The organism is Olsenella sp. oral taxon 809 str. F0356, assembly GCF_000233535.1.
GTDB classification, from domain to species: Bacteria; Actinomycetota; Coriobacteriia; order Coriobacteriales; family Atopobiaceae; genus Olsenella_I; species Olsenella_I phocaeensis.
This window is the reverse complement of record NZ_JH376565.1, coordinates 1-539: the sequence shown is the minus strand read 5'-3', so window position 1 is coordinate 539 and position 539 is coordinate 1. Positions and strand designations below refer to the sequence as shown.

General features: G+C 72.4%; 1 pseudogene. It reads right to left on the bottom strand.

The features are described from left to right. Positions 1–258: 258 nt before the first annotated feature. A pseudogene (locus HMPREF1008_RS10925) lies at positions 259–539 on the bottom strand (hypothetical protein); the annotation flags it as partial.

The window sequence follows — 539 nt, the reverse complement described above, 5'->3', positions numbered from 1 at the left end:
GGTTGATTGAAAATCTCAACGCAACGCTGAAGGGCTTGCCGCAACAGTCGCGCCTTATCTGGCAGCTTCAGCGAAAAGCCGTTGCGCTTGGCCTGCATTTCATCCGTCCGGCCGTCAGCCGACCGGCCCCATGGGGCGTCTCTCGCGGCCAACGGCCATGCTGGCGCCGGCCCCCTCGCCCGGCGCGGAAGAACTCGGTGCAACGGCGGCGGCCGACCATCCGGTCCTTCTGCCTGCCCCTCCCAGAAAGCCTGATGGCTAGGCCTTTGGAATCACGTTCGCGCCGACGAGGGGCGGCTTCGGCGCCACCTCGTCGGCGGGCACCCGCCCTACCCCGAGGGCCTCCAGAAACCCGGCGGGGAAGGCGGCCCTGGCCAGGTCCGGCGGCGCCGCGCCTCCGAGGCCTGGCCTCGGGCAGGGGCTCACGCGCGACGTGCAGAGCGCCGCGCCCCACGGCGTGGGGGCGCCGAGGTCGCGCCTCCCCTTGGGGAGGGTGCGCCGCGGCTCCTCGTGGCTGCGCTCGCAGGGCGACCTCTGGT